This window comes from Methylobacterium sp. 22177, from assembly GCF_052045615.1.
Classification (GTDB): Bacteria; Pseudomonadota; Alphaproteobacteria; order Rhizobiales; family Beijerinckiaceae; genus Methylobacterium; species Methylobacterium radiotolerans.
In genome coordinates, this window is record NZ_JBQEPK010000065.1 from 1 (window position 1) to 22,999 (window position 22,999).

The following is a 22,999-nucleotide window of genomic DNA, read 5'->3' on the forward strand; positions in this document are numbered from 1 at the left end:
CTCGACGAGAGTGAATCACCTCACGACTACCGCTGCAACACCGAGTTTTTCAACAGAATCGGTGGGTTTCTGCCGGTCTGCTTCCGGATGGCGGATGCATCCAAGCGGACGTAGCCGCGGGAGCCGATCACGACCTTTAGCGGGCTTTGAAGACGTTCGGAGCCAGGTCGGACGCTGCCGAAGCCTTACTCCTTGTCGCTAGCGTCCAGCAGGTTGCGCAGACGCTCTGCCTCCGCGATCACGACAGCGACGGAGCGTTGACGCTCCTGCGGATTACGGACCGCAGCGTATGCGCTCAAGAGCGCTGCAACCGCCTTTGGCATTGCCTCGCTGTCGCGGGATGAAGGCTCCCCCTGATCATAAAGGGAGGCGACTGGCACCCCGAGTTCGGCGGCGATCCGCTGAGGGATGCGAGCGGTGAACGTCTTGTGTTCCATCGAGCACTTCTGCCATCGCGACGCCGCGATGGCCTTAATCCATGATGGCGCCCGCAGCCTTTGCGCTAGTTCTGTTTGGCTATTTTAGATATCAGCAGCGGTTCAGTTTAGGCAGCAAAAGACCGACGGCCCGGTCAATAGCCTGCGCGCCGGGAGCATATGAAATCAGGGCGGCATCGGAAACATGGGTGAGTGTAGCCAGGCTCTCGGATGGCTACGGTGTGCCGATGACCAATTGGGCCACCCTCAAACCCGCCGAGCAGCGCCGCTTGCTCGAAGAGCAGATGCGGACCTGGCGGGCTCTAGACAAGTTGACAGCGCAGCAGACTGCCGAGGCAATTGCTAGATCCCGTGAGCTTCTGCGTGTTAAGGTCTATTGGTCGCCGAAGCTGAACAAGGACTGCTGAGGCTTACCTTAATCGAACCGCACGAACGGTCTCCTATAGGGGGCTTTCTACCTGTCTGCTAGTGGGGGCAGATGCATCGAAGCGGACATCGCTGTTTCGCCCGCTCCCGACCTGTTACGGATGCTGAGAGCGTCCGCTTGCAGGCCGCCCAAGGAAGCTGAGACCCATTACCGGAATGGACGGAATGGAAGCCCGACAGTGGCGTCTCAGACTACGACGCTCCTTCCTTGCCGCGATGGCTCGACAATGCTGGAGCTTCCAGGGTGATGAAATCGAAGCGGAACAGCACGAGCTTCCGCTCGTCTGTCACCTCAATGTGCCAATCCTCACCTTGCGCGATGCGCTTGGCTTCGTCCTTGATGATCGCGCCTGCGAATTCAATAGCTTGAATGCGGGCCTCCTGCCAGTCAGCAAATTCGGTGCCCGCATCGTCAAGCATGCTGACGCCGTCGTAGATGTTGAAAAAGAAACGCGGCACGCAGTTCTCCACCATACAGTGGGGCGGGAGTTGCGAACTCTCAGGTGCAGGCATGCCGGGATAGAGGCCTGCAATACGATTGGCATTCGCATACCGTGGCGAGCGATGCGCACACGTAGATCAACTTTTCCACGCCATGGCTGGTATGCCGCGCCTCGCTCGTCTTGGTGCGGTGTCTTAGCTAGCCACGCTGGTAGGGCAGAAGTTGTCCAGCGGTGCGATAGCAGGACGATTGCAGCGGCGAGCGACAGCTTGAGAGTTGGAGGCGGGATGTCCGCCTCCGGATCGGCGACCAAGGTCCGCTCGCCACTTCGAGCCGACCTTGCCAGACACCCGATCACTGTCGGCTTTCGGGAAATGCCGACGTCATTCCGCACGGCCGACCTGGGTCGATAGCGGGAAGGCCGCTCGGGATGGTTATGCCCCGATCCGCTTTCGGACGGCTAAGCGATGAAGCGGACGTCGCCGCTGCGCCCGCTTACGACCATTCGCAAAAGTACAGCGCCGGGCGCCCGTGAGAGCACCGGCGCTACTCTTCATAGTTGGATACCTGCTGCATCGAGAGCACCGCCGATACGCGTGTCGACCTCCCTCTTCGTGGCCGCCCAACCAGGTACCTCCGCCAGCAGTCGCTGTTGCCAGGCCACAAGGTTGGGGAACTCGTTCAGCGGGAGCTTCGTGCGCTCGTTCTGTGAGAACGGGCCCGCGACGTCGAAGTCGGCCAGCGTCAGGCGGTCGCCGACGATGTGGCTGTGCTTCGCGAGGTGCGCGTCCAGCACGCCGGCGGCAGCGCGGATCTTGTCGGCCGCCAGTTTGACAATGGCTTCCTCTGCGGGCTGCCCCATGAAGCGCTTGGCGAGCACCTCGTTGAAGGTGAGGGTCGCGAACACGCGCCACTGCTCGCCCGACCAGAACATCCACTGGAGGATCTCGAACCGCTCCCGCGTCGTTCGACCCGCCAAGTCGCTGCCCGCCTTCTCGGCGAGGTAGAGGTTGATGGCCGCGGACTCGTAGAGGACGAGGTCGCCGTCCACCATCACCGGCGACAGTCCGTGTGGGTTCAACGCTAGGAAGTCGGGCGTATGGCTTTCGCCGTTGAAGAGATCGATGTCCACGACCTCGATTTCCACGCCCATGGTTGACGCCGCCGCCGTGACGCGGCGCCGGCTGCCGGAACCGGGATCGCCGTAGATCTTGATGGCCATTGCGGAACCCTTCTCCTGTCGGGTGAGGCTGTGGATTGCTGGGTTGCTGCCGCGACGGCGCCCCGGGGGAGAGGTAGCTCATCCGCCATGGTCGATGTATCCGTTCGCTGCGGAGATCATCTATCCGGATAATGAATGAGCGACCGTTGGCAGGAGATGGCCGTGTTCGTCCGCGTGGCGGAGACCGGAAGCCTCTCGCGCGCGGGACGCGAGCTAATGCTCTCGCAACCTTCCGTGTCGCGCATCGTCGGCGCTCTGGAGGCACGGCTGGGCACGACGCTGCTGCTGCGCACCACCCGCAGCATCTCCCTGACGGAAGCGGGGAGCCTATACCTGGAGCGAGCGCGGTCCCTCCTCGCGGAGGTCGAGGAGGCCGAGCAGGCGGCCCGGGGAGTGGACTCGCTCCAGGGCGTGATCCGTCTCGCGATGCCGGTGCTTTACGGCTACCGGGCTGTCATCCCTGCGCTCGCGACGTTCCTGGCCCGGCACCCGGGGCTCCGGGTCGAGATCACCATGAGCGACGCGCGCCAGAACCTCGTCACGGACGGGGTCGACATCGCCATCCGCCTGGGCGTCGGCCCGCTGGCGGACTCCACCTTCGGGGCCCGCAGGCTTGCGGCGGTCGAACGTCTGGTGGTCGCGGCGCCGGGCTATCTCTCGTCCCGCGGCACACCCGTTAATCCAGCCGAACTCGCCCGGCACGATTGCATCGTGCAGCACGGCCTGTTCGGTCGTGAGAGCTGGCGCTTCACACGCGACGGGACCGTTACCTCCGTCGATGTCCCCGCGCGCCTCTGGATCAACTCGGCGCCAGGGATCCTAGCCGCCGCGGTGGCGGGCATGGGCATCGCGCTGGCGACCAGCATCATGGCCGGGGATGAGCTGCGCGCGGGCCAGCTTATCCAGGTACTTGAGCCCTATCGGCTCGATCCTGCCGAGGTGTACGCGGTCTTCCCGGCAGGTCCGAGACCGTCTGCGAAGGTGCGGGCGATCATGGATCACCTTGGCACATCGCTTGATCAGGGCTGATCTAACAGCTCTCGCCTGCGACGCGGGCGCGAGGGGCGTGTCGCTACTGAAGCAGCGGTGGGATGTAAGTCCGCTTTTGGGAGCCTCGAAGCCTCGCTTGTACGGCTGGGTTGGGTCGGATGCGGAACTTCCGCTTCGAGGCGAGTGGCTAACTTCCGCATCCCACCCTTAGCAGCCGTTCGACCGGTCAACCCGATCGCATTCGAGCCCGACCATGGCTGACGACATCCAGGTCCGCTTCGGCGGCGACGCCAGCGGCATCCGCGCGGCCGCCGATCAGGCCAAGGGCACGATCCAGGGCTTCGCCACGACGGCCCGCGGTCAGAACGCGACCGCGCGCCAGAGCTACGACGAGCTGAAGGCCGCCATCGACGCGGCTAACGCGTCGCTGCGGCAGATCCAGGCCGGCGCCGAGAACACCTCCGCGCTCGCCACCCAGGCCCGCGCCGTGGCCGCGCTGGCCGCCGCCTACGAGGGCCTGCGTGCAACCGACGAGGCCGTGTCCAGCGCGACCGGACGGACCTACGCGGCCGTCGGCACCGCTATCTCGGCTACCGCGACCGCGGCCCGGTCCGGCGCCACCGCGCTGGTGGAATACGCATTCAACGCGCTCTCGGCCTCGCGCGCCCTCGACGTCACCGCCCTGTCCACGCAGGGGCTGACCGGCGCGATCGAGCGGCAGCGCAGTGCCTTTCAGGAGTGGCGGCACGGCTCGCAGATCTACGGCTCCGGCCTGCTCGAGGTCGAGGGCCGCACCATCGCGGCCGCCGGCAACATGGACCGGCTCCAGGCCGCCGCGCAGGCGCGCGGCTTCGAGAACGCCACCCGGATGCTCCAGGCCTTCACCTTGGAGCTGACCAAGGTCCCGGGCATGACCGACCAGGGCGCGGCCTCGATCGAGGCCATGCTCGCCTCCGTCCCGAGCTACACCGGCTCGGCCAACGCCTCGATCGTTTCGCTGATCGCCATGATGGACTCCTCCGAAGACGAGGCGAAGCAGATGGCGTCGTCCCTGACCGGGGCGCTGCGCGACCCCGCGGCCGCGGGCGGCCCGTATCTCGCGGCGCTCGGCGGCGTCTCGCGCGAGCTGCGCGCGCAGTTCGACCTCGCCCACCAGAACGGCAACGCCAACCAGATGCAGGCGGCGATCCTGTCGGCCCTGGTCGAGCGGGCCCGCGCCTACGGCAACGAGATGACCCGGTCGCTGCAGGAGCAGCTCAAGAGCTATTCGGCCCTGGGCCCACTCGCCGGCCTGTTCGCCTCGCGCCTGCGCGGGCAGGTCGACGAGGCCAACCGGGTCACCGAGGCGCTGGAGAAGCAGCTGGAGACGATCGAGCGCCGCAACGCCACCCTGGCGCGGACGCCGCTCAACGCGGAGCAGCTCACCGACGCCACTGCGGGCCTGCTCGGCAACACCGCACAGGCGGGAATCGATCAGGCGACCGGCCGGATCGACCTGCTGCGCCAGCGCCTCCAGGGCGCGACCGGCGACGCCGCCGCGCTGATCCGAAAGTTCGAGGGGTTCAGCGGCGCGGCCTACCGCGACAACGACGGCCGCTTCCGCGTCGGCTTCGGCTCGGACACGACCACCGGCGCCGACGGCCGCGTCAGCCCGGTCACCGCCGACACCGTCACGACGCGCGAGGATGCCGAGCGCGATCTCGCCCGCCGCCTCGTGGCGTTCCAGACCGAGGCGGCCGCGCAGGTGGGTGCGGCGTGGCAGGGTCTGTCCGACCGGGCGAAGGCCTCGCTCACCTCCGTGGCCTACAACTACGGCTCGCTGCCGCGGGACGTGGCCGCCGCGGCGCGCGACGGCGACGAGGGTGCGCTGGCCGCCGCGATCCGCGGGCGCTCGGGCGACAACGGCGGGATCAATGCCGGGCGGCGCAATCAGGAGGCCGACAACATCACGGGCGGCGCCACCGCCGAGGCGCTGCGCGCGCAGCTCGACCTGCGCCAGCAGCTCGCGGACCGGCAGGCCGGCGGCAACGCGCTCGACCGCGAGGCGCTGGCCACTGCCCAGGCCAACGCGGCGGGCCGGCGCGACGAGGTCGCCGCCCAGGAGCGCGCGAACGACGCCCTGCGCCGGCAGCTCGACGCGACCACCGACCTCTCGGCGCGCACGGCGCTCCAGACCCGGCTCGCGCAGGGCGAGGCCGCGCTCGCCGAGAAGCGCGTCGCGCTCACCCGGTCCGAGGCCAGCCTCCAGACCGCCGAGATGGAGACCGGCTCGCGCGAGCGGCTGCGCATCCTCAACGACGCCCTGACCGTCGAGCAGGGGCTGCACGCCCGCGGCACGGCGGCCTGGAACCAGCTTGAGGCCCAGAAGATCGCCAACACCCGGGCGGTCGAGCAGGCCGAGGCGCAGGCGCGCGCCACCGCCGAGGACACGGCCTACCAGAATGCCAAGCGCGTCCTGGAGGACCGCATGCGCGACCTCCGCCAGGAGGCGCAGGAGCGCGGTCTCGGCTTCGCGGAGCGCCAGGCCGAGACCGGCGCGGTGCTGGGGCAGATCGAGGACCTGGAGCGCGAGCACCAGCGCAAGCTCGCCGAGATCTGGGGCCAGGGCACGAGCCAGTACCGGCAGGCGATGGCGCAGCTCGACCGGCTCGCGTCCGAATCGGCGAGCCGCCGCGCGCAGGCCGAGCGCGAGATGCAGAAGGCCGAGTACCAGGACACCAAGCGCACCTACGAGCAGATCGGCTCGACGCTGACCGGCAACGTCTTCAGCGTGATCCAGGGGCAGACCACGATCGCCCAGGCCGCCCGCAGCACGGCGCTGTCGATCGTCCAGAGCTACGTCCAGGCACGGGTGAAGCTGATCGCCGACTGGCTCGCCGGCATCTCGGCCCACCAGGCCGGCGAGGTCGCCAAGACGGCGGCCACCACTGCGGGCGTCGCTGCCCGGACCGGCGCCGAGGAGACGGGCGCGACCTCCGCGTTCGCCACGCAGGCGGGCGCGATGGTGAAGTCGATCATGGCCTCGGCCTCCGAGACCTTCGCGGGCATCTTCGGCTTCCTGTCGCCGGTGCTCGGCCCGGCCGCGGTTGGCCCGGCCGCCGCCGGCGAGGCGACGGTGGCGGCCGCCGCCGCGGCGATCCCGTCCTTCGCGGTCGGGGCGTGGTCGCTGCCCAACGACATGGTCGCTCAGGTGCACAAGGGCGAGATGATCGTGCCGGCAGGTCCCGCCGGCGCCCTGCGCGCGGCCATGGGCGGCAGCCCGGCGCCGAGCCTCGCGCTGAACCACACCACGCAGATCAACGTCTCGGCCATGGATGGCGCCTCGGTGGCGGATTTCTTCCAGAACCACTCGCGCCCGCTGATGCGGGCGATCAACCAGGCGGTCCGACAGGGCGCGCATCTCGGCCTGTCGCGGCTTGGGCCTGGCTGATCGGGCCAGGCTGCGCCGTGATCGACACCATCACCGGCTTCAACCTGCTGCCCGCGACCGGGGAGTTCGGCTACGACCCGCTGCCCTACCGGGCCTCGCGGTGGCCGCCCTCGGCGGCCGAGCGCCCGTTCAAGCCGATCAACACCTACGCGGCGCCGGGCTCGGGTCGCACGGATTGCAGCCTCGCCCTCGACGCCCTGGCCGAGCAGGTGCCCGGCTGCACCACCGTCAACCTGCTCGTGGCGTGGTTCGGCTCCTCGGTCGACGCGCGCGTCTGCAAGATCTACCCGTCGACGATCTACCTCGACGGCTCGTTCCAGCGCGTGGACGGGCCCGAGCCGGTGGAGGAGAACTGGCAGGTCTCGGGCCTGACGCAGCTGTCGCGGGGCCCGGGCGGCGCCCCGATCCTGATCCCGATCACCACCGTCGACGGCCACGCGGTCTACGGCGGCACGCCGTCCGACCAGAGCGTGGTGCGCTGCCTGCGCGACCTGAAGGCGCGCGGCTACCGCGTCGTGTTCTACCCGTTCCTGCTGATGGACTGCCCCGGCTTCCCGTGGCGCGGGCGCATCGGGCTCGACGCGGACGGGACCGCGGCCGCCGCCGCGACGGTGGCCCGGATCCTCGGGCCGGCGCAGCCGTCGCAGTTCACCCGCGATACCGGTCGCCTCACCGTCGACTATGCCGGCCCGGCCGACGACTACAGCTTGCGCCGGATGGTCCTGCACTGCGCCAACCTGTGCGTGCTCGCCGGCGGCGTCGACCTGTTCCTGCTCGGCTCCGAGCTGCGCGGCCTCGAGGCGATCCGCGGGCCGGGCTGGACCCGGGCCGGCACGACCGGCACCGACGGCACCGTCACCTGGGACTACCCCTTCGTCGACGGGCTCGGGCGGCTCGCCGACGACGTGCGCGCGATCTTCGACGCGGCCGGCCTGACCCGGGACGCGGCGGGCCTGCGCAACCTGATCACGTACTCGCCGGACTGGTCGGTGTGGATGGGCGTGCAGCACCCCGGCGAGGCCGGGCAGTGGCCGCACCTCGACCAGCTCTACGGCCGCGACAGCATCGACCTCGTGGCCTTCGACAACTACCTGCCGCTGTCGGACTGGACGACGCAGGGCGGGCTCGACGCGGCGAACTGGACGGCGCCCGCACCCGACCGGAGCCGCTGGCCGCCCGGGCCCGACACGATGAACGGCCTCGGGCTCGCGGGCGAGCCGACGCTCTACGCGATGGCCTACCTGAAGCGGAACATCGAGGGCGGCGAGAAGTACGACTGGTTCTACGCCGACTCGGACAATCACGGGATCGGCCTCGACCCGCTCGGCTCGGATCAGCAGGTGTCCCGGCCGACCGGCGACCGCGTCACGCAGACCCGCAGCCGGTACTATCCGGGCCAGGAGATCCTGGCGAACAAGCAGCTGCGCTGGTGGTGGAAGAACCCGCACCGCGCCGTCTACGACGACGGCGACGGCCGGGGCTGGGTGCCGCGCGGGCCCGCCACGCGCTGGGTACCGCAATCGAAGTCGATCACCACGGTCGAGTACGGCTTCGGCTCGATCGACCGCGCGACCAACCAGCCCAACGTGTTCTACGACCCGAAGAGCACGGAGAGCTTCACCGCGTTCTGGTCGGTTTGGGACAGCGCCGACGGGGCGACCTACACGCCCCGGCGGGACGACACGCTCTGCGCGATGGCGCTGCGGGCGGTGTACGAATACTGGTACCGCGACGGTCACAACGAGGTCTCGGCCGCGGGGCTGCCGATGCTGCAGACCGCCTTCTTCGCGGTCTGGAACTGGGACGCGCGGCCGTTCCCGACCTTCCCGCTGCGGTCCGACGTCTGGGGCGACACCCTCAACTGGCCGGCGGGCCTGTGGGTCAGCGGCAAGGGGCCGGCGTTCCCGCCGCCGCCGCGCGACCCGCCTCCGGTTCCGGGGCCGTACCCGACCTTCCCGGCGCTCTCCGGCCGAGCGTGGTCGGTGCGCTACGCGCCCGTGTTCCGCACCGGCGCGGCCGCGCACGTCTCGGGCCGGGAGGCGCGGGCGGCTAGGGTGCAGGCGCCGTCCTGGGAGATCGAGTTGGCCTATGACGTCCTGGCCGCTGGCGGCTTCGCCGCGAGCGGGCTCGCCGGCGACTTCGAGCGCCTCGCGGGCTTCTACGGCCGGGTCGCCGGACGCGCCCTGCCGTTCCACGTCGCCGTGCCGCCCGAGCTCGGGACGGGATCGAGCCTGCTCTGCCGCTTCGCCGACGACGACCTCAACCTGGAGGGGTTCATGGCGCTGCTGTTCGCCACCCAGGCCTTCCGGCTCGTGAGCGTGCGCGGATGAGCGAGATCCCGCCCGCCTTCCCCGCGCTGCCGGGCCAGGGTTGGTCCGTGCACAAGCGCCCGACCTTCGCGACGCGGCTTGCCCCGCACGTCTCGGGGCGGGAGGTGCGCGCGAGCCTCTACGCGGCGCCCTTGTGGGAGTTCGAGGTGACCTTCGACGGGCTGGCCTCGGGCTCGGCCTTCCCCGGTCTCGGCGCGAACTCGCTGCAGGCGCTGCTCGGCCTGTTCCTGCGCTGCCAGGGTCGCTTCGGGACGTTCCTCTACACAGATCCGACCGACAACGCGGTCGCGGCCGGCGCGATCGGGATCGGCGACGGCCGGTCGCTGGCCTTCCCGGCCCACCGGATGCTCGGCGGCTTCTCCGAGCCGGTCGGGTGGGTCACCGCGCTGCGCGCCGTCACCGTCGACGGCTTGGCCGCCGAGGGCTGGAGCCTTGCCACGCCGAACCGGATCGTGCTGCCGGCCGCGCCGGCCGCGGGCGCGGTGATCGGCGCCGCGTTCAGCTTCGCCTACCTGTGCCGCTTCCTCGACGACGTGCAGGACTTCGAGAACGTCATGGCTGGGCTGTGGAAGGCGGAAGGCGTCAAGTTCCGGAGCGTGCGCCCATGAGGACCGCCGAGCCCGCTCTCCTGGCCTACCTCGCCGAGATGCGCGCGCGGGCCGACAAGCGGCTGCTGATGGCCAACTGTTTCACCTTCACGCTGCTGTCCGGCCTGATCCTGGCCTACACCGACGCTGACGTGCCGATCTTGCTGAACGGCACCACCTACCGCGCCGATTCCGTGCTGGTGGACGGGCTGCGCTACCGCTGCACCACCGGCCTCGACGTCGACCAGCAGCGGATCACGGTCTCGGCGCGCCCGACCGATACGGTCGGCGGCGTGCCGTTCCTGGTGGCCCTGCGCGAGGGCGTGTTCGACGGCTGCACGATCCGGCGCGACCGGGCCTTCCTCACCGCCTGGGACGCGCCGCCGATCGGCGGTGTGACGCTGTTTACCGGGCGCCTGGCGAGCGTCGACCAGGTCGGGCGGACCTCCGCGACCCTGACGGTGGCGAGCGAGCTCACGCTCCTCGACATCGACCTGCCGCGCAACGTCTGGCAGCCGACCTGCAATCACACGCTCTATGACACCGGCTGCCGGCTCGTGCGGCAGGCCTACGCCTCGGCCGGGGCCGTCGGCGACAGGGCGAGCACGACGTTCATCCCCTGGGCCGGCGCGAGCGAGGCGCTGACGCAGGGGACGGTGACGTTCACCTCGGGCGGCAACGCCGGAGCCTCGGCCACGATCAAGCTGGCGGACGCGGCCGGTCTGATCCTCACCTACCCGCTGCCGGCGCTGCCGGCTCGGGGTGACAGCTTCACGGCCTACCAGGGCTGCGACCACACCCTGGCGACCTGTCGGTCCAAATTCGCCAACGAGGCGAACTTCCGCGGCTTTCCATTCGTACCAACGCCGGAGGCAGCGTTCTGAGAAGGATCGGCTTTGCAGAAAAGATGCAGGACGCCAGATCGATGGTGAAATTTTCTCCTCGATCAATGCGACACTAAGAGTGTAGGGCTCGGATCCTATCGCAAAAGCCGACCAGCAATACCGAACCCGAGACCTCTCATGCCTGCCGACGGAGTGAGCGTACGGTCGCGATGGTTTCTCGATACTTGGCGCAGACTCATTGACGACAGCTCCAAGAAGCGATCATGAAACTGGTTGAGTGTGGAGCGATGTCCGATCGAAACAATCGTAGTATTAGTCAATTTTTCGTGCAAAATTCCATAAATCCTCGCTTCGCATGCCTCATCGAGAGCTGCTGTAGATTCGTCGAGAAACAACCAGTCGGGCTTAATCAGAAGCGCGCGAACAATCGATAATCTTTGCTGCTCGCCACCGGATAGCCGGTTATCCCAACAATCCGCAACGTCGAGCTTATCTGCAAGATGAGAAAGTTCGGCATCTTCCAGCGCCTCTCGAACTACCTTTTCCGGGAAACGCTGCACGCATCGAGGATAAGTCAAAGCATTTCGCAACGTTCCGAGCGGGATGTAGGGCTTCTGAGGGAGGAGCAAAACGGATTGGCCTGCCGGGACTCTGATACGTCCATTGCTGAACGGCCAGATACCCGCAATAGCGCGGAACAAGGTGGACTTGCCTGAGCCGGACGAGCCAACGATCAAAGTCGCCCGATCTTTCGAAAGAGCAAAATCTCCGCCGTCAACGATCTTTCGACCGTCGGGCAACATCAGTGTGAAGTTAGCGGCCTCAACGCCCGCCAAATTCTCGACAACGTCAACCGATTCTACGCCCGAAGCCAAGTGGGCTTCGACCTTCGTCATCGCACATCCAAATGAATGCAGTCGATCAGCATTTGCTCTATAGCTAGCGATTGCTGTATAAGATTCCACAAAGAAAGATAATGAACTTTGTACGCTCCCAAAAGCTTCGGCAGTCTGAGTAAATTGTCCCAGTGTTATTTGTTTTGAAAAGAACGCCGGCGCCGCCAAAACGAAAGGGAAAACACTGCTGATTTGCTGGAACAGCTTGACGAACACAGAAAGCTTTGTCTTTCTTATAATGATTTGGATATAGTTGCGTATGATATGACCAAAGAGATCGTCAAGCCGCAATTTTTCTTGTCTCTCTCCTTTCAAGAGGGCAATTTGTTCGGAAAAAATCCGAGTGCGCGCGAGAGAGAAGCGAAAATCGGCCTCGGCTTGCTCTTGTAGGAAGGACAACTTGATGAGTGGGTGTCCGATGACATGTGTGAGCCAAGTCCCGATCACCGCGTAGCCGATGGCAAGCCATACCAGAAATCCCGGAACGACAATATCGGTAAAGGGGAAGACGAAATCCCGCGAAATATTCCAGAGAATGACGATGAATGATATCAGAGTTGTGGCTTGTGATAGCAATTTTATAGACAAAGACGTCGTCTGGAATATGAAGAGATTGACGTCGTTCTGTATGCGTTGATCCGGATTATCCGCATGAGCGGCTTCGAACGGCAATCTGTAGTGGGTACCGCTGTCGAGCCAACGCTCGTAAAGGCTGCGGGTAAGCCACGTACGCCAACGCAGATGCAAAGACTCATCGATGACGGTATCGAGCATCGAAGTGAAAACGGCCAATGCGGCCAGCGGAATGAATACCCAAGTTAACTGATACCAGAACGCGGCAATATTATACTCTTGAAGCCCATTAAATAGGTCGCGGGCCAGAAAACTTGCTCGAAGCTGTATGGCCACTTGAGCGAATGTTATAAGAAGCGACAAGCCAACGAGCCGCTGTCCGATCACGCCCTCCGTCGCGCCTAGTAGACGGAAGAGGCTAATATTGCGTTCCGGAGCATCACGATTTGTGAAGTATGGATCTGCGATAAGCGTAACCGTTTGGATTGCCTTAGAATGCGAGATCAAGAGGATAATGAACGCAAATGCGACCGAACCCGTTGCAGCAAAATCTGGCGGCAGGAGCGAAGTGATCGACGATGGAAGCGCGCCCATTGCTCCCAGCAGACCCGCGACGGCCAGTAGGACGTATCCTAGGCCGTAGACGGAAATGAATATTCTCAGGTAGGCCGAGACCTTGTTGGAAGCCAAAAGGATGCCGGCCATCGCGATGCCAGACAACGAAACGTACAGCGGAGTTTCGGGTAAGCCTGGGTGAACAAGTAGGGTGAGAGCCACCACGGCTGTTACCAGCCCTTGAATGCTCACCCGGCTCAAAGTCGAACCCACGATGTGACTTCCTCTCGATATGTTCTGGCGGAGGCTAATCAAGCCAGAGAGCAGGGGACATCATAATTTTTATCTATTTCCAATCACAAAACTGCTCAGAGCCAAAGCAGCAACAAGACATCCCAAAATGAGATAATCTCGAGCGCTCTCCACCCCAACTTCCTCTGCAAATATAGGTAAAATAAAACAAAGATAAGAAGAGACGCCGCCATGGATATCATGAAAATAGCGAAACTTGCTGTGATAAGTCCAATCACCCCAGCGACGAGAGTGCTTAGGAAGAAGATAGTCGCCCGCGGATGACTGGGCCCGGATGCAATCAGCGAATGCACAGATCTGTTCCTTTGCTCTGCAGCCAACCGCATACCTTGGAAGAATCCCTCGGATGCTTAGGCCGTTATCCTTCCGTGAAGCGGGATGGCTTGACAAACATCCATTACATACGGACATGCAACTCATGCGCAGAGTGAGACGCCGCCGTCGGTGATGCGTCGCACATCAAATTTTAATTCGCAGGCAGTGCGGTCGCCATTTTCCAGAATTATACCTGAAATGCAGAGTTCATTCTTTACAAACGCCTAACCAACGTTGCATCACGACCGTCCGGTCGTGTTCCCTGGCATAGTGTAGCTGGCTTAGAGCCGCCACCATTATCGGCATTGGCTGGGAGGATGAGGCTGCCAGGGTGGGCAGGCTGACGAGAGGATCATCGCGAGGGGGCGATGCTGTCCTGGGTGATGTAGCGTGAGCGCTCGTCGTTCTGTTGAAGGAGGATCTCGCCAAGGCGGCTGATGGCCGCCGTGTTGGCGAAGATGCCCACGACATCGGTCCGGCGCTTGATCTCGCCGGTCAGGCGCTACAGCGGGTCCGGGCTGCGGAACTCGACCCGGTGTGCGGCCAGGAAGCTCATGCAGGCCAGCACGTATGGATCGGCCTGGTCCATCAGCGCGGCGGTCTCAGGAACGTCCGGCCAGAGTTGTCGACGACGTGCCGCCACAGGAGTCTGTCCGCCTCAGCGTCTCCCTGGGCGAACACCGTGACTGTGAACGCGGAGTCGACACGCTGCCCTATCGCCCGGCATGGGCGAGCACATTGCGCATGAAGTGGACGCGGTAGCGCTGCTAGGTTGCGTTCATGACCCTGGCCACTGACGCGCTGATGCCCTCGTGCGCGTCCGACACGGCCAGCTTCACGCCGTGCAGGCCGCGGCGAGCGTGCTCGCGGAGAAAGTCCGTCTAGAACGTCTCGGCTTTGGAAAAACCGCCATCTATGCCGAGCATATCGCGACCGCCGTCGCCGTTGACGCCCATCGCTACGATCACGACGACGCTGGTTTTGCTTCGGCTGTCAGCGACATCAAGGCAATATTTGATACGCCAGCGAATCACAATGTTCTTGATAGAACAAAGATCTAGCGGCGGAAATTTTTATGTGACAAGTTCAAAAACGGTGGTCGAATGGCTGGCGCCCCTAACAGTCACATCGCCGATGTATCTCGTCCGAAATTTGTCTCCAGCGGCGCCTTTTACTGGACTACTGATTAGTATAGTGGTGCCAAAAATCTTATTGAGACCTTCTATTCGGGACGCAACGTTGACCGTATGGCCCAATACGGTGTAATTCATACGTTCCAGCGCGCCCACAGTCCCGACCATAGCTTCGCCTTTGTGAAGCCCAAACCGCGTCGTAAATACCGGCACGCCCTCGGACTTGAACTCCTTGTTCAAAGTCGAAATCTGGTTGGCTGCTTCCAAAGCAGCTGCGCACGCAGCTTTGGCAACGTCGACTCCCTCAGTATCAATCCAGAACGCCATAACACTGTCACCAATATATTTATCGACAATGCCGCCGTGCCGCTCAATCGTCGCGGAGATGGTGCTAAAATATCTCGACAATTGTCCTATTATTCGATCAGGCGGCATCGTCTCTGAAATTGTTGTAAATTCAGATATATCAGTAAACATAACCACGACATTACGCTTTTCTCCTCCAAGCGTCAGGGACACGTCCCGATCTACTATCGATTTCACGAATGACGATGGCACAAATGACGAAAAGGCTTTGAGTGTCAGCTCGAGAGTCTGAACAGCTTTAGATAATCGTCTAATCTCAAATATTCGACTCTCGACTTTTAATGATTGAGAAAAATCGAATGCCACTACCTTTTCAACTTTCTCGGCCAGAGAATGAACTGGACTGGAGACGCGACTAGCTATGAATAATGCGAGTATAAACGCTAAAATCCCGATAGCAGCTTGAGCGATCAGAGACATTCGAATGATTTGTTCGATCGGAAGACGGACTACGCTTTCGGGTAGGGTATTTATAAGTACAAATTTCTTATCGTGCGAATGTAGTGGATAGAAGCCCGTCAAATAATCGCGATCACCTATCCTCATTACATCGGTCAAGCGCGACGAATGTTCTTTAAATCTCTCAAAAACCCGTTGCTTATTTTGAATATCTATCGAGCCCAATGGCAGTAAATCATTGGTCTCTCCCTGGCGCGCTGAGCTTGCCTCAGCAAGCAGTTGACCGTCAGTGTCAAAGAGCATTATCCGCTCGCCGGATATGAATATACAGTCTTTGAGGCTATCTGTTAACGAAGCCAGCGTTATATCGACGCCAAAGACGATACTGTTATTTGATGCCGATCGACGACTTAGAGTCAGCCCGACAAAATCGACATCATCATAGCTATACGGCCCGACGAGCTGCGCTCTCGAGTTTGATTTCCCGGCAATGTACCACGGTCGGGTTTGTGGCGCGTGATATTCTTTGTTGGGTTCCGAGCTAACGACGCGTTGATAATCGGCATTGAGATATATGAAACGAACTTTGTGGCCTGCTGCTGAGCGTTCGGTAAATTGGAGCTCAAATTTTGGCCCGTGCTCGTCAACTATCGCTTCGCCCGTTGTATCGAGCTGTTTCTTGATGCGCCTAGCGAGGCTGTAACTGCCGTCCGGAAAGGCGACAAACACTGCATATGCGGCGGGTGAAACTTCGCGCAAATTGCCAAGGACGCGCGCCAAGGATAGGGATGTCTCTTCGGCCGCGAATCCATATGCGTCAGTCATTGCTAGTGTATCAAGTGCGACATCGGACTTTCCCAATTCGGCTGTAATCTTGGCGAGACCCAAGCTGGAGAGAGCTTCGAATTCCTGCCGTATCTGCTTCTGCCTTAAATCTTTAAGCGTATAATTCTCGGTGAATATGACGAATGCTGTGGTCGCCGATACTATGATAGCAAAAGATATGTAAATAATGGTAGCAAATCCTACGGTGCCTTTTGCGGCGTTTCGAGCACGCGCAATGACCGATCGATGCAGTGAAATGACGTGATCTCGCAGACGAATTGTCATCTTGATACCAATTATGTTTCGGTTTTATAGCTGCACGCGTGGTAAAGTCTTTTCCGATTTTGTCGGATGCGCTCCACGACCTCCGGCTTTCATGTTGCTATCCGCTGCCGACGTTCGCCTGGAAGGTCGGGCGCGGCGGATCTCTTGCAAGACCCCGCCCAGTGCGAGCTGTGCGCCAGGTGTGATGTGCCACTTTCACAGTCTCAAATTCCATTTAGCCATGCGGCAACTCAATCGAAGGTATCTACACATCCGAAACCTTAAAAGATGTTAACTTTTCATGTCAGCGATCGGTCAATGTTTGATTCTTATACCTCTCGACTGAATTTTCCTTAAATATGTGAGGTTTAACATTATGCGTATCTTGTTCGCTTCCATTCTCCTTCTAGGTGGTATGGGGTCCGTGACAGCCAGGGACTCTCTGTGCGATCAGTCCAAATATTTTGATTGGACGCCGAGTCAGTCGCGGTCTCCAAGCGGTAAATTCTCGAAAGAAATGTTGGATCAGAAGCTCGATAATAATAGATCTGGGGACTGCGTGGAGCGCAGAGCCCCAGAGTACTTGGCAAGGTTTTCTAACTCTGGCGGCAGCAGCTACTCCGTACCAAGTTATTCAACCAATCCAGCAGGACCGGCGATGTTCGGGCCACCATCATCCGATAGCTCGAGGTTTAATTCGTTTCGCGGTACGATTGGCACTCGGTAACGAGCTGATGAGCTGACGATTGATGTTCGCAGGCCGCGATAGCCATACACCAATCTTTCATAAGATTGGCTGTCGACCGTTCGGTGCAGGTCTATAAACTGATCTTCAGATCGTATATGCAGATTTGACGTTCGGCGACATGTTCTTCTGAGTTCACCGGACGTGAAACCCGCAATTGAGCCGGTTGGCGCCGCCGAACGCATGCTAAGCTGGTTCGAGGATCCGGGCTCGCCGGCTGTGGCTGTGCGAGCCGAAATCTCACGATGCGCCATCGGCGAAGTGACCGGCAGAGCTCGGTCAGCATTTCGGGCTTTCTCGTATAGAGACTCCCAAATCGTGAAGGGTTCCGGATCTGGGTAATCGTGACCGGTAGGGCTCGGCGTATGGCAGCATTCGCGGAGAACGAAGCGGATTGAGGGCTCTGCGTGCTCGCTGAAGATGAGGCGCGTCGCATTCTCGTGCGCGAGGCCCGGCGCTGGCTCGGCACGCCCTACCATCCCGGCGCCGACCTGCGCGGCGTCGGCGTCGATTGCGGCATGCTCCTCGTCCGCGTGTTCGTCGATGCCGGCCTCGTGCCGGCCTTCGATCCGCGCCCCTATCCGCAGGACTGGCACCTCCACCGCGACGACGAGCGCTACCTCGGCTTCGTCTTCGATCGTGCCGCCGAGGTCACGTGCCCGCAGCCCGGGGATGTCGTGGTCTTCCGCTACGGTCGCGCCTACGCCCACGGCGGCATCGTCACAGCGACCGCGCCGCTGACGCTGGTGCACGCCTTCTCGCCGGCTCAGGCCGTGATCGAGGAGCCGATCGCCCGCAACCCCGTCCTTGCCGAGCCGGGCCGGCACCCGCGCTTCTTCAGCCTCTGGGCCGCCCGCGCGACCGCCGAGGCCGATCCGGTCTGAGGCTGCCATGAGCCTGTTCGGCGGCAAGAAGCGCACCGTCCGGCCGGACTACACCGGCCTGCAGGTCCAGACCGCCTCGAGCGCGTTGCCGATCCCGATCGTCTACGGTACCAACCGCATCGCCCCGAACATCATCTGGTCCGACGGCTTCCAGACGCACGCCCAGCGCGGCAAGACGGCGGGCGGCAAGGGCGGCGGCCGTCACGGCGTCACCGGCTACACCTACTCGACCTGGATCATGTTCGGCCTGGCCGAGGGACCGGTCCAGGGCATTGGCGAGGTGTTCAGCGGCCAGTCGGTCACGCCGTTCCCGACCAACTTCCTCAGCCTCATCCCCGGCGACACGCCGCAGCAGCCCTGGGGGCCGGCGCTGGCGCGCTACCCGGCCGCCGCGCTGCCCTACAACGGCACCGCCTACCTCGCCTCGCCCGACTTCGACCTGGGCTCCAGCGCGACGATCTCGTCCATCGCCTTCGAGGTCGTCGGGCGGCTCGCCGGCACCGCGGGGCCGCTGGGGCAGGATGCCGATCCGGCCGCGTTGATCTCGGACTTCCTGACCAACGCGCAGTACGGCGTCGGCCTGCCGGCCTCGGCGCTGAGCGGCGCGGCCCTGTTCGGCGCTTCGCGCGACGCGTCCTACCAGACCTACTGCGCGGCCCTCGGCCTCGGGCTGAGCCCGGCGCTCACCGACGCCGAGACCGCCAATTCGATCCTGGCGCGGTGGCTGCGGCTGACCAACAGCGCGGCGGTGTGGTCGGGCGCGCGGCTCAGGATCGTCCCCTACGGCGACCAGGTCGTGACCGGCGTGACGCATACCGGCGCCAGCGTCACCTACGTGCCCGACGTCGCGCCGGTGTACGACCTCACCGACGACGACGTCCTGGCCGCCGAGGGCGACGATCCGGTGCGGGTCGCGCGCAGCGATCCCTACGGCCTGCCCAACGTCCAGCGGGTCGAGTGCTCGGATCGCAGCCACGGCTACACCGCGACGACGGTCGAGGCGCGCGACCAGGGCGCGATCGAGCGCTACGGCCTGAAGGTCGCGGGCACCATCACCGCCCGCGAGATCTGCGCGCTCTCGATCGGCCGGCTCGTGGCGCAACTCGCCCTGCAGCGGGCCCTCTACATCCGCAACACCTACACGTTCCGCCTGTCCTGGGAGTTCTGCCTCCTCGAGCCGATGGACGTCGTGACCCTGACCGATCCGGGGCTCGGGCTCGCCCGAACGCCGGTGCGCATCACGGCGATCGAGGAGGACGAGGACGGGCTCCTGACCATCACGGCCGAGGAGTTCCCGCGCGGGACCGCGACCGCGGCGGCCTACCCGACGGTCGGGGCGACCGGATCGGCGGTCGATCGCGACCGGGCGCCCGCGCCTGTCAACGCCCCATTGATCTTCGAGCCGCCCGCGGCGCTGACGGGCGGCGTCGCGCAGGTCTGGATCGCGGCCTCCGGCGCCAATGCCGACCCGTACTGGGGCGGGGCGAATGTCTGGGTCTCGCGCGACGGCGCCAGCTTCGTCGAGATCGGCACGATCACGGACGCGGCCCGCCAGGGCGTGCTCGCCGCGGACCTGCCCGCGCCGGCCGGGCCCAACCCCGACCGCGCCAGCACGCTCGCGGTCGATCTCAGCCGGTCCGGCGGCACGCTGGCCTCGGCCAGCGAGGCGGACGCACGGGACGGCGTCACCCTCGCCCTGGTCGGCCAGGAACTGGTGTCCTTCGCCACCGCGACGCTCACCGCGCCGCACGTCTACGCCCTGACCTATCTGGAGCGCGGGCTCTCCGGCTCGCCGGCCGGCGCGCACCCGGCCGGGACAGCCTTCACCCGGCTCGACGAGGCAGTGTTCCGCTACAGCGTGCCGGCGGCCTACATCGGCACCCCGCTCACCGTGAAGCTGCAGGCGTTCAACATCTTCGGCGGCGCGGTCCAGGACTTGGCGACCTGCACGGCCTACACGGTGACGCCGATCGGCTCCGGCCGGTCCGGTCCGGTCGCCGAGACGCTCGCCGTCGGCAGCGGCCCGGATCTGGGGCTCGCCTCGCAGGCGGCCACGCGGAGCGACGATTTCGGCCTCGCCTCCGACCCCTACCCGAACTTCCTCGATCTGGGGCTCGCCTCGTCATGAGCGTGCGCACGCAGTGGCTGCGGGACGCGTGGTCGTTCCTCGCGACCTTCGTCGGCCGACCGGGCGAGTTCGTCGTCGACACCACGAACTGGCGCCTCGTCGTCCATGACGGCGTCACGCCCGGTGGCCATCCGGCCGTCTCCGCGGGAGACCTGAAGGGCGGCGTGCCGGCCCTGGGCGTCAACACCGCCGCCGACACCACCAACCGCCTCGCGGTGAAGTCCGAGGCTGCGCTGCTCTCCTGGGACGAGGTCACTCCCGGGGCTGGCAACATGCGGCTGACCCTCAACAAGAAGGCCGCGGCCAACGATGCCGGCCTCGTGCTCCAGACCGGCTACGCGAGCCGGGTCCTGTTCGGCACGCTTGGCAGCGACGACCTGACCGTGAAGACGAGCCCGGACGGCACCGCCTTCCGGACCGCCATGACGGTCGCGGCCGCGACGGGCTATCTCGGCCTGTCGGGAGTGACCGAACCGGGCGCGCCGGTGCACGTCCAGGGTCTCGGCGCGAAGCCCGCCGTGCAACTCGACGCCTACGGGGGCGATGCCGCCGGCAATCACGGGCCCGTCGCCAACTGCCGCGCCCGGGCCGCGCGGGGCGCGCCGGACGCGCCGCTGCCGCTCAAGGCGACCGACACGCTCCTCGGCCTGTTCGGGACCGGCTACCACGCGGGAGGCGCCTACACGGCCGACGCCGTCGCGCTGCTCGGCGTTGCGGAGGAGGATCTCACGGCGACGGCGCAGGGCACCTGCCTGGATGTCCAGACCACGGCGCCGGGCACGACCACCCGCCGGTCGGCGGTGAAGGTCCGCGGCAGCGGCGCGCTGGAGCTGCAGCCGCTCGCCGCGGAGCCCGCGGGCGGCGCGCAGGGCCAGATCTACGCGGACAGCACCCTGACAGCGCTCCGATGGCACGACGGCGCCGCCTGGAGCCGGATCACCAACTTTGCCAAGGCGATCGCGTCCACGAACTTCGACAACTACGTCCCCGCGGATGCCTGGACCAAGGTCCAGTTCAACACCACCGACAGCAACGACCAGGGCGCGTTCGACGCGGCGAAGAACCGCTTCGTCGCCCTCGAGGCCGGCCTGCACGGCTTCGACGTCGCGCTAACCTACAAGCGGAACGGGTCCAGCGCCCCGACGGCGCTGGAGGTGCAGCTCTACCGGAACGGCGCGGCGGCGGGGCGTGGGCGCGCCGCTGCGACCGGTGCGCTGATTGACGGCGTCAGCGCGGTCAACCTCGCGTCGGTCCTGAAGCTGGCGGCGAAGGACACCGTCGAGGTGTTCGTGCGGTTCACCGGCGCCGACGGCTACGTCGCTGCGGCCGACTCCTTCTTCGGTGCCCGACAGCTGCCGTGATCGCCCCCAGCCGTCGATAGGGCAGCGGTCCTCAACCGACGCTCGGACAGGAGTCTCCCATGGACCTCTCACCGCTCGGACGCGCGGCTCTGGCGGCGCGCGAAGGCTGCCGGCTGCGCGCCTACCGCGACAGCGTCGGTGTCTGGACCATCGGCCGCGGCCACACCAGCGCCGCCGGGCCGCCCGCGGTGACCGAGGGGCTGACCCTCACCCAGGCTGAGGCCGACGCGCTCTTTGCCGCCGATCTCGGGCCCTACGTCGCTGCCGTGCGGACCGCGCTGGCCAAGCCGGTGCCGCAGCCGTTCTTCGACGCCTGCTGCTCGCTGTGCTTCAACATCGGCCCGGCGAGCTTCGCGCAGTCGAGCGTGGTGCGCTTCGCCAATGCCGGTGATCTGCCGCGCGCCGTCGAGGCCTTCCTGATGTGGGGCCGGCCGACCGCGATCCTGGCGCGCCGGCAGGGCGAGCGCGATCAGGCGGCGCTGCCCGCCTACGGCCTCGTCTACGCCCGCCGCGGGGATCCCGCGCCGGTGCGCGCGCCGGAGGGACCGGTTCCTACCGCGCCGGCGCGGCCCGACCCGCTCGCGCCGATGACCGGCACAGCGGAGCCGGCGCCTGAATCCTGGTGGCTGCGCCTGCGCGACGCCATCCGCCACAACATGCAGACGGGTGCCTGACCATGGGATTTCTCGCGCTTCTCCCGACGCTCCTCGGCGCGCTCGGCCCGATCCTCCAGAAGGTGCTGCCCGACGAGGGCCAGCGCCTGCAGGTGCAGCTGGAGCTGCAGCGCGCGCTGATCGAGCAACAAGGCGACCTCGGCCGGGCGATGGCCGAGGTGATGAAGGCCGATGCCGGCTCGGAGAGCCCGCTCGCCCGCAACGCCCGGCCGATCACCGTGCTCTGGGCGCTGGCGATGATCACCTGGGTGGGCGTGGTCTCGCCCATGGTCGGCCTGCAGGTCGAGGTGGTGGCGGCGCTCAAGGGCGTGCCGGCCGAGCTGTGGTCGCTGCTCACCGTCGGGATCGGCGCCTACATGCTGGCGCGCTCCGTCGACAAGATCGTGCCGCAGGTGGTCGGGCCGAAGGGCTGAGCTTCGCGGCTTAAGGCGCGCCGATGACGGACGAGACACCGCCCCGGGCCCGGACAGCGCGGCCGGGCCGCGGCGAGCGAAGGACCGGACCCATGGCCGACCATCTGCCCGAATGGATCGGGCGCCTGATCGAGCGCGTGGAGGCGACCGGCCGCCAGATGGACGCGCTCGGGGGCAAGCTCGACCGTAAGCGCTGTCCTCAGGCCACGGCTTTGAGGGCTGGCGTTGGCTGGTAAGCCCAGGGCAGCAGATCATCGAGGTGCCGCTGCGGATGGCCCTCGACGATGCGGGTGATGACGTCGGCCAGGTAAGCCTGCGGCTCGACGCCGACGAGCTTGCAGGTCTCGACCAGCGAGGCGATCACCGCCCAGTGCTCGCCCCCGTGGTCCGAACCAGCAAACAGGGCATTCTTCCGGTTCAAAGCCAGCGGCCGGATCGCGCGCTCGA

Annotated in this window: 17 protein-coding genes and 1 pseudogene; 11 read left to right on the forward strand and 7 right to left on the reverse strand. The window is 65.0% G+C overall.

Annotation, left to right across the window (positions count from 1 at the left end; translation table 11 throughout):
* Positions 1 to 185 precede the first annotated feature (185 nt).
* Positions 186 to 437, reverse strand: a complete 252-nt coding sequence (locus tag ACTJK8_RS29915; RefSeq protein ID WP_440763013.1) for a hypothetical protein — start codon at positions 435 to 437, stop codon at positions 186 to 188.
* Between the two features lie 41 nt (positions 438 to 478).
* Between ACTJK8_RS29915 and ACTJK8_RS29920 the strand changes: the two genes are divergently transcribed.
* Positions 479 to 844, forward strand: a complete 366-nt coding sequence (locus ACTJK8_RS29920; RefSeq protein ID WP_159392752.1) for a hypothetical protein — start codon at positions 479 to 481, stop codon at positions 842 to 844.
* Positions 845 to 1,055: 211 nt separating this feature from the next.
* Here the strand turns inward: ACTJK8_RS29920 and ACTJK8_RS29925 are convergent, their stop codons facing one another.
* Together ACTJK8_RS29925 and ACTJK8_RS29930 are read right to left on the reverse strand one after the other, a co-directional pair.
* Positions 1,056 to 1,322 (reverse strand): DUF6894 family protein, encoded by a 267-nt coding sequence (locus ACTJK8_RS29925; RefSeq protein ID WP_071000687.1) that lies wholly within the window; start codon positions 1,320 to 1,322, stop codon positions 1,056 to 1,058.
* Positions 1,323 to 1,858: 536 nt separating this feature from the next.
* Positions 1,859 to 2,527 carry a glutathione S-transferase family protein gene (locus tag ACTJK8_RS29930; protein ID WP_440763014.1) on the reverse strand — a complete coding sequence of 223 codons (669 nt, stop codon included), beginning with the start codon at positions 2,525 to 2,527 and terminating at the stop codon, positions 1,859 to 1,861.
* Between the two features lie 135 nt (positions 2,528 to 2,662).
* Between ACTJK8_RS29930 and ACTJK8_RS29935 the strand changes: the two genes are divergently transcribed.
* From ACTJK8_RS29935 to ACTJK8_RS29955, 5 genes are all read left to right on the forward strand, one after another.
* Entirely contained in the window at positions 2,663 to 3,556 is an 894-nt protein-coding gene (locus ACTJK8_RS29935) for a LysR family transcriptional regulator (protein ID WP_440763015.1), read from the forward strand.
* 214 nt (positions 3,557 to 3,770) lie between these two features.
* Entirely contained in the window at positions 3,771 to 6,947 is a 3,177-nt protein-coding gene (locus ACTJK8_RS29940; RefSeq protein ID WP_440763016.1) for a glycoside hydrolase family protein, read from the forward strand.
* Between the two features lie 17 nt (positions 6,948 to 6,964).
* Complete coding sequence (locus tag ACTJK8_RS29945) at positions 6,965 to 9,277, forward strand: baseplate megatron protein TIM-barrel domain-containing protein (protein ID WP_440763017.1); 2,313 nt, start codon at positions 6,965 to 6,967, stop codon at positions 9,275 to 9,277.
* The gene (locus ACTJK8_RS29950) at positions 9,274 to 9,885 is read left to right on the forward strand and encodes a DUF2460 domain-containing protein (protein ID WP_440763018.1); all 612 of its coding nucleotides are present in this window, start codon (positions 9,274 to 9,276) and stop codon (positions 9,883 to 9,885) included. The genes ACTJK8_RS29945 and ACTJK8_RS29950 overlap by 4 nt, the downstream gene beginning before the upstream one ends.
* Complete coding sequence (locus ACTJK8_RS29955; protein ID WP_440763019.1) at positions 9,882 to 10,748, forward strand: DUF2163 domain-containing protein; 867 nt, start codon at positions 9,882 to 9,884, stop codon at positions 10,746 to 10,748. The genes ACTJK8_RS29950 and ACTJK8_RS29955 overlap by 4 nt, the downstream gene beginning before the upstream one ends.
* 95 nt (positions 10,749 to 10,843) lie before the next feature.
* Here the strand turns inward: ACTJK8_RS29955 and ACTJK8_RS29960 are convergent, their stop codons facing one another.
* From ACTJK8_RS29960 to ACTJK8_RS29970, 3 genes and pseudogenes are all read right to left on the reverse strand, one after another.
* Entirely contained in the window at positions 10,844 to 13,006 is a 2,163-nt protein-coding gene (locus ACTJK8_RS29960; protein ID WP_440763020.1) for an ABC transporter ATP-binding protein/permease, read from the reverse strand.
* Positions 13,007 to 13,681: 675 nt separating this feature from the next.
* Positions 13,682 to 14,337: pseudogene (locus ACTJK8_RS29965) on the reverse strand (transposase); the annotation flags it as partial.
* 96 nt (positions 14,338 to 14,433) lie between these two features.
* Complete coding sequence (locus ACTJK8_RS29970; RefSeq protein WP_440763021.1) at positions 14,434 to 16,368, reverse strand: adenylate/guanylate cyclase domain-containing protein; 1,935 nt, start codon at positions 16,366 to 16,368, stop codon at positions 14,434 to 14,436.
* Between the two features lie 1,131 nt (positions 16,369 to 17,499).
* On the opposite strand from ACTJK8_RS29970, the gene ACTJK8_RS29975 reads away from it, so the two are divergent.
* The 5 genes from ACTJK8_RS29975 to ACTJK8_RS29995 are packed head-to-tail and all read left to right on the forward strand — an operon-like array spanning position 17,500 to position 22,552.
* Positions 17,500 to 17,976 carry a hypothetical protein gene (locus tag ACTJK8_RS29975; protein ID WP_440763022.1) on the forward strand — a complete coding sequence of 159 codons (477 nt, stop codon included), beginning with the start codon at positions 17,500 to 17,502 and terminating at the stop codon, positions 17,974 to 17,976.
* A gap of 7 nt (positions 17,977 to 17,983) precedes the next feature.
* Positions 17,984 to 20,104, forward strand: coding sequence for a phage tail protein (locus tag ACTJK8_RS29980; RefSeq protein WP_440763023.1), 2,121 nt, complete (start codon positions 17,984 to 17,986; stop codon positions 20,102 to 20,104).
* On the forward strand, positions 20,101 to 21,465 hold the full coding sequence (locus ACTJK8_RS29985; RefSeq protein WP_440763024.1) for a DUF2793 domain-containing protein: 1,365 nt from the start codon (positions 20,101 to 20,103) through the stop codon (positions 21,463 to 21,465). Before ACTJK8_RS29980 ends, ACTJK8_RS29985 begins: the two co-directional genes overlap by 4 nt.
* Positions 21,466 to 21,524: 59 nt before the next feature.
* Entirely contained in the window at positions 21,525 to 22,139 is a 615-nt protein-coding gene (locus ACTJK8_RS29990) for a lysozyme (protein ID WP_440763025.1), read from the forward strand.
* 2 nt (positions 22,140 to 22,141) lie between these two features.
* A complete protein-coding gene (locus ACTJK8_RS29995; RefSeq protein ID WP_440763026.1) occupies positions 22,142 to 22,552 on the forward strand; it encodes a 3TM-type holin in 411 nt (136 codons plus the stop codon).
* 199 nt (positions 22,553 to 22,751) lie between these two features.
* Here ACTJK8_RS29995 and ACTJK8_RS30000 read toward each other — a convergent pair.
* On the reverse strand, positions 22,752 to 22,999 hold a 248-nt coding region (locus ACTJK8_RS30000; protein ID WP_440763027.1), incomplete at its 5' end, for a transposase domain-containing protein.